The 7053-nt window shown below is 40.8% G+C and carries 4 protein-coding genes and 1 pseudogene; 2 read left to right on the forward strand and 3 right to left on the reverse strand.

Annotated features, from left to right (window positions below; genetic code table 11):
• Nucleotides 1–1316: pseudogene (locus tag ACFE90_RS34245) on the forward strand (hypothetical protein); the annotation flags it as partial.
• 116 nt (nt 1317–1432) lie between these two features.
• Here ACFE90_RS34245 and ACFE90_RS34250 read toward each other — a convergent pair.
• Complete coding sequence (locus tag ACFE90_RS34250) at nt 1433–1876, reverse strand: molybdopterin-binding protein (protein ID WP_375506736.1); 444 nt, start codon at nt 1874–1876, stop codon at nt 1433–1435.
• 662 nt (nt 1877–2538) lie between these two features.
• Between ACFE90_RS34250 and ACFE90_RS34255 the strand changes: the two genes are divergently transcribed.
• Entirely contained in the window at nt 2539–3984 is a 1446-nt protein-coding gene (locus tag ACFE90_RS34255) for a deoxyribodipyrimidine photo-lyase, 8-HDF type (protein ID WP_375506737.1), read from the forward strand.
• Between the two features lie 192 nt (nt 3985–4176).
• Here the strand turns inward: ACFE90_RS34255 and ACFE90_RS34260 are convergent, their stop codons facing one another.
• Together ACFE90_RS34260 and ACFE90_RS34265 are read right to left on the reverse strand one after the other, a co-directional pair.
• Nucleotides 4177–5154 (reverse strand): hypothetical protein, encoded by a 978-nt coding sequence (locus tag ACFE90_RS34260; RefSeq protein ID WP_375506738.1) that lies wholly within the window; start codon nt 5152–5154, stop codon nt 4177–4179.
• 404 nt (nt 5155–5558) lie between these two features.
• The gene (locus ACFE90_RS34265) at nt 5559–6779 is read right to left on the reverse strand and encodes an MFS transporter (RefSeq protein ID WP_375506739.1); all 1221 of its coding nucleotides are present in this window, start codon (nt 6777–6779) and stop codon (nt 5559–5561) included.
• Between the last annotated feature and the right edge of the window lie 274 nt (nt 6780–7053).

Here is a 7053-nt window from a genome sequence, read left to right on the forward strand (position 1 = left end):
ATGCTGGGCAAAGCTATGTAGTGTTTGGGGGGAGGAATCTGGGCAGTGGCGGCACCCTCAACCTCTCTGATTTGAATGGCACTAATGGCTTTTTTATTAACGGTATTGCAGAATATGACATATCAGGCAGCTCAGTCAGCAATGCTGGGGACATCAACAACGATGGCATTGACGACCTGATTATTGGGGCAGTATTTGCCGACCCCAACGGCAACTCTGAGGCTGGGCAAAGCTATGTGGTGTTTGGGGGAAGGAATATTGCTAGTAGCAACACCTCTGTCAACCTGACTGGAACTCCTAGTGCAGATAACTTATTTGGTTCACTTAGCAACAATATCATCGATGGGTTAACTGGTGACGATACCCTAACAGGCAACGGCGGTCAAGATAAATTTTTTATTCGCCTTGGCGATGGCAATGACACCATCACCGATTTTGGTGGCGTTGGCAAAGGTACAAATCCTTCAGCAGAAGTCATTGCAAATGTTGACACCTTGGAATTTAGAGGTTCGGGTTTGACTGCCCAAAATCTGCAATTAACTCAAAATGGTAATAACTTAGAAGTTACCTTTGAAAATGTGGCTTCTACCAAAGTCACTCTGCAAAACTTTAAGTTAGAAAACCTCGATAATCTGCCTGCTTCTCAAGCAAGCCCTGCGATTGGCAATATCCTGTTTGATGGGCAAAGCAACATCGCCGATAGCTTTAATGTAATTAATGCCAACTCTACTCAAGCTAGCATTTTCAACAAAAACACTGTCACCTTCCTCAATGACTTAAACAATAACATCGCAGGTTTTGATAATTCCAATGATGTGATTAATGGTCAAGGGGGTAATGACATCATTAATGCCTTCAGTGGCAATGACCTGTTGCGGGGCGGGTCAGGCGATGATGTTCTCATCGGTGGAGAGGGCAATGATACTTTTGTGGGTGGTGTAGGCAATGATATTCTCATTGGTGGTGTAGGTTCTGACAGATTCCTTTACAACACCGATACTGCTTTTGCCCTGACTGCTGTTGGTGTAGATGCGATCGCTGATTTCAACAGTTCCGAAGCTGATAAGATTATCCTAGATAAAACTACTTTTAGTGCTATTACTTCAACTCCAGGAACAGGTTTTAGCAATGTCAGTGATTTTAAAATCACCAGTTCCGGGGCGACTAGCACAGCGAAAATTATCTATGACGCTGTAAGTGGGCAGTTGTTCTACAACCAAAATGGCAGTGCAGCAGGTTTTGGTAGCGGTGGTCTCTTTGCAACTCTCATTGGTGCGCCAACTCTGAGTGCATCAGATTTTGTCGTGCAAGCGTAGTATTATAAGCATCGTATCAACTATATACTCAATTTATCTTGCAGCTTTCCAAGATCAAAGATATTAGTGGTTATAATTCATCTTTTTAATATCCAACCCTTAAAATCAACGCATTTCTATTCTCTAGCAATGACAATATCGTTAGATTTAATGACTGCATAAGCTTCCTTTCCCTCAGATAGTTCCAATTCTTCTGCGGAAGCTCTAGTGATAATCGAGGTTAATTCTACTTTATGAATAATCTCTAGAGTAACCTCACTATTAACTGCTCCATAGACAACTCGTTTAACGACACCTTTAAGAATATTGCGAGAGCTAACTTTTAGTGATTTCTTTTGAATACTACTTTCTATATTAGGCTTTTGAGTGTAAATATCTTCCTGTTTTTCCTGCTGAATGGAGGGCGATATTGGTGCTGATGAGTGCTGATTCAGACTACGCACGAGTTCCCGCAGAATCTCAGTCTTGGTGCGTTGAGACTGTTCGCAGAACTCCTCCAGAATTTTTCGCTCGTCCTCTGAGGTTTGAAACGTGACCCATCCTTGTTCTTTTCTTGGCATAATGTTATTAGTTTTGGTTATTCTTGGTATGATTCTACCAAGTATCAATTCGATGTGTTGTTTTAATAAAAATATTTTTTTATTGAAAGATTTTCTCCATTTTTATAGAAAATTTATTGACTAATCTCGTACATTTAACTACATAAATATTTATTTTTGTAGGGACAAAACAATTTGTTACTTAATATTAAGCGATCTCGCTATTTTATACCAACTTAAATGGTACAAAATTTATACTGGCTTAATTTGGGATCAAAATTATGATTATCTGCAAGCCTTTCTGTCGTGATATCCTCACTAATGAACGATACATCTTGCAATCTAAAGATGTCCGCCACAATAGGGGTCTAGTTTAGTCACTACTCTTGCCCAATGGATTAAGGAACACTAGGATGGGTCAAAATATGTTGGAAATGGAATTGATTTGCTGTAAAATTTGGCGTAGAGCTAGCCTTGTCTTAAGCACAGGTGTATTCTACTAAGTTACCAATAGCTAGAAAGGTTCAGCCGCAGGATGAGGATAATAAACCACTATCACGATTGACAAACCGCAGAATGGGCAATGCCCAATAACCACTCACAGAAGAAATTTATCGCCAGAATGATGTTCATTGGTACCACTAGCATTTAAGCTAGTACGGGTGAACTATATGTAGTATAGAATGTCTGACTTAATTCTGTTTTGGCATCGGCGCGATTTACGCATTTCTGACAATACGGGACTGGCTGCGGCAAAACAACAGAGTCCAAAAGTGGTGGGCGTGTTTTGCCTTGATCCGAATATTCTGGAACGGGATGATGTTGCTCCTGTGAAAGTAACTTATATGATTGGCTGTTTGCAGAAACTCCAAGAGCGATATGCTCAAGTTGGTAGCCAGTTGTTAATACTCCACGCCAATCCTGTACAAGCGATACCAGCTTTAGCAGAAGCAATAAATGCCAAAGCTGTTTTTTGGAATTGGGATGTAGAACCTTATTCGCAAGAACGCGATCGCACCGTTATAAATGCCCTCAAAGAAAAAGGCATTCAGTTTCTTAACCAAAATTGGGATCAAATCCTCAATTCCCCAGAGCAATTACGTACTGGTAGCAATCAACCTTACACGGTTTACACCCCCTTCTGGAAAAATTGGATTACCAAACCGAAAGCGAACCCAGTAGAAACACTGCAAAATATTGAGGGTTTAACAGAAGCTGAACAGGAAATTGCTAAACTTGCAGGAGCCTTAACGCTACCTTCAGCGAAAGATTTAGGATTTATTTGGGATGGAGAATTAATTATTTCACCGGGAGAGGCGGCGGCGCAAGAACGGCTAGAGGAATTTACTGCTAAAGCAATTACTGAATACCAAGAACAACGAAATTTCCCCGCAGTGGATGGAACATCACAACTGAGTGCAGCTTTAAAACTTGGCGTAATTGGCATTCGCACCGTTTGGAAAGCCACTATAGAAGCATTAGAAAACAGCCGCAGTGAGGAAACAGCAGTTAATATTCGCACATGGCAACAAGAATTAGCTTGGCGGGAGTTTTATCAACATGCAATGTATAACTTCCCCGAATTAGCTGATGGTGCTTTCCGCGATACCTTTAAAAACTTTCCTTGGCAAACTAACGAAGAACATTTCCAAGCTTGGTGCGAGGGGAGAACAGGCTATCCCATTGTGGATGCAGCAATGCGCCAGATGAATGAAAGTGGCTGGATGCATAACCGTTGTCGAATGATTGTTGCTAGTTTCCTTACCAAAGACTTGCTAATTAATCCCCAATTGGGAGAAAAATACTTTATGCAGCACCTGATTGATGGTGATTTATCTGCCAATAATGGGGGTTGGCAATGGAGTGCTTCTAGCGGCATGGATCCTAAACCTGTGCGGATTTTTAACCCAGCTAGTCAAACACAAAAATTTGATCCAGAGGGGGAATATATTCGGCAATGGGTATCAGAATTGCGGTCTGTAGATACAGAATATTTAGTTACTGGTAAAATTCCATCTTTAGAACGTCATGCTGTTGGCTATCCTGACCCAATTGTGGATCATAAAATACAACAACAGCAATTTAAACTGCGTTATCAACAGCAAAAAATTGTTAGTAGTGGTGAGTAAAATAGTTAGTTTTTTAATGTTTATTTCATAGTATGTCCGGCTAACCAACCTTCTTTCAAAAATGTTCGTAGTCAGGACTGAAGTCCTGATTTTGTAAACCCCTTTGAATATAGCTGCGCTTACCGCGTAGCGTTTCGGAGAGAGGACTAAAGTTCTTGCTACAAACCTATGGGTATTTTGACTGATATCATATTATGTCTTGATAGGTAAACGAGAAATTGTCCATAAGATGAGCAGGAAGATTAAGTAAATTACGCCAACTAGCCCAAACTCAATCAAAGGAATATAGGTTACTTCGTAAATTCTGCCCAAGCCGCGTTCAGTCAGCCCATAAACGACCATTACACTCACTAAAAAGGCTCCGTAGATAGTACGTTTAGTCAAGATACTCACAGGTAGACCGTGGAGTTGAGTAAGTACTAAAATGCCAAGAAAACCAAAGAGAAATGTTGGCCACTTGCTTTGTCCTAGCATCAACGACACAACAACACTATGTAAAACCACCGTAATTTCCAAAGAGAATGTCCACCAACGATTTACATGGCTGCGGTTAAATATTAACGACGATTGGAGCAGAAGCAAGAACATATAGAGAAAACCAATCAAGTGCCCCAAAGTCGCTTCCATTGGATGATACCAGAAGGTATAGATAGCGGCAAAGGAGAAAAAGTAGCCGTGGTACAGCTTGATAATTTGCAAAAACTGTTGATGGAATGGAACAGAATTGCCAAAAAACAAACCGCGTCGAGGCGTTTCCAAAATCAGTACGAAGACTAGTAGGAGGACAACCGCACCTTGAGAAGCCCAAATTGAGGTATCTTGAGCTAGAGCATCGTACCAAATATAGGTCTGGAGAAAGTGTAAAGCAATGAATACACCATTAATAGCAAGCATGAGGTAGTTAATCGGGTGCAACGCTGATTTGTATTTCAACTGCGATCGCTGCGCCCACAAGATACACCCCCAGATACTAAACTGATGTCCAAGGTACATACCCCAAGCCGTCGCTCGACTCCAAAAGGTTGGTTGGGGAAGCTTCCAGTAATACCAGTTTAATCCTTGGTCAGGAAGTTTAGTGATGCTTGCAGGAATGCTCCCACCTACCCAAATTGCGTAGGTGAGAAGGATGCTTACAAAGATACCTAAAAACAATACTCGGCGACCTGTCATATTAATTCGTAATTGGTAATAAAAAGGCAGGATTCAAAATTCAAAATTCAAAATTCAAAATTCAAAATTCAAAAGAGTTTCAGACGGGGATTTAAACCTCGACTGAAACTGAACTACGTGTTGACGTTGCGGGTCTTAAACCCTTTAATTTACGATAACCTTCTCAAAGCCCTCCAATTTATTGGAGAATTTATGAGGATCTAAAGTTTTGAATACATCAGCCATCACTTTGAAAAGATCCTCTTAGGAGGATGTTTGAAAAGTATTTTTTGTAACGCCAAAACCTCGCCAACCTAGCCCCCCTTCGCTACGAGGTAATGGGGGTTTCAAAGCCTCTCTCCGCTTTGGAGAGGGGTTTATAGTATACTTTACGACTTTTCAAACATCCTCTAAGAACTAGATTATCAGGCGATACGTTCTGTCTTTGGTTCAGATGCGCTTGTAGTCACTCGCAAACTAAGAGTCAAAGCTACTAGCATTACTAAAAATCCACTCAAAAAAGGAGCAGAACCCCCAAATTTCATAAAACTTAGCCCTGCCCAGGTTGGGCCACCAATCCGTGCCAACGCAGAGCAAGAACTAGCAATACCTAATATTTGTCCTTGTTCTTCTGGGGCTGTCATTTGGGAAATCAGGCTGTTTAATATTGGTTGGCTAACACTAATTCCCCATGCTACAAGCGTGGTAGCAACCAATAATAAAATTAAGCTTTGTGAGAATCCAATTAACAGTAATCCTGAACCTAACCCTAATATCCCCAAAATAAGTAACTTTATTTCACCGAAGTATTTCTTGAGGAATCCGATCAGTCCTCCTTGAATGATTGTGCTGACAATTCCCATGAAGGCAAAAAGATAACTTGTTTGTTGAGGGGCCCAATTTAATTGCTGCTTAGACCATAAAGCCAATGTAGAGTCCATAGCTGCAACAGCAAAGGTAACAAAAAAGTAGATGCTAGCAAGCAAACAAAATTGTGGACGCTGTGACAGTTGTAGCAAGTTCAGCCGGCGCTGACGGTGGCGATGAGCTTGGATTTTGGCTTTAGTCTCAGAATTTAGAGATTCTGGAAGTAACATCAAAGCACAAAGCAATGCTAATAAAGATAATCCGGCTGCGAACAACGACGGTAGATGAAAGTTAGCGTTGTCCCGATCAAATCCGATCAGAAGACCTCCAATAGCTGGGCCGAGAATGAAGCCAAGACCAAAAGCTGCTCCGATTATGCCCATGCCACGAGCTCGATTAGCTGGCGTGGTAATATCTGCTATATACGCCTGAGCAGTAGCAATGTTCCCTGCCATAATCCCGGCAAGACTACGAGCAATAAATAAAATCCATAATGAGTTAGCAAAACCTAGCCCTGCGTATGCAATTACAGAACCTAATAAAGTAAGTAATAAAATCGGACGCCGACCGTAGCGATCGCTAAACTTACCCCATAATGGTGCAAATAAGAACTGCATTAAAGAATAAATAGCTACAAGTAGAGTCGCTTCATTAGGTTTTGCGCCGAATTGCTCAGCATACAAAGGCAGTATCGGCAGGATAATTCCGAAGCCGAGCAAGTCTATAAATACAGTCAAAAATAAGACGAATATAGCCCTACTATTATTTTTACTCTCCATAGTGCAATTCACTTTTATGAAAATATATGTAATATTGATTACCTGTAAGGTTGCATATAACAAGGAGGTTAAGCCTCAAGTTTGACCAAGCCTGGTTTTATGCTGCTTCTTAGAAAATTGGTATAACTATTCAGGAACGCTTGATAATAAAGGTCCATTAAACGCAACCAGTAATACCAATTCAAAATTCAAAATTCACAATGAAGAAAACTAGATATCAGGCGTTGCTGAATAAAGGGATGAATTGATTTATGCAGGTACAGTTTGATACCTC

Source organism: uncultured Nostoc sp. (assembly GCF_964245445.1).
Taxonomy (GTDB): domain Bacteria; phylum Cyanobacteriota; class Cyanobacteriia; order Cyanobacteriales; family Nostocaceae; genus Nostoc.

Excerpts from the sequence above, each read along its gene's own strand:
- ACFE90_RS34260 (WP_375506738.1), bottom strand. The coding sequence starts at position 5,154 with ATGACAGGTCGCCGAGTATTGTTTTTAGGTATCTTTGTAAGCATCCTT.
- ACFE90_RS34250 (WP_375506736.1), bottom strand. The coding sequence starts at position 1,876 with ATGCCAAGAAAAGAACAAGGATGGGTCACGTTTCAAACCTCAGAGGAC.
- ACFE90_RS34265 (WP_375506739.1), bottom strand. The coding sequence starts at position 6,779 with ATGGAGAGTAAAAATAATAGTAGGGCTATATTCGTCTTATTTTTGACT.
- ACFE90_RS34255 (WP_375506737.1), top strand. The coding sequence starts at position 2,539 with ATGTCTGACTTAATTCTGTTTTGGCATCGGCGCGATTTACGCATTTCT.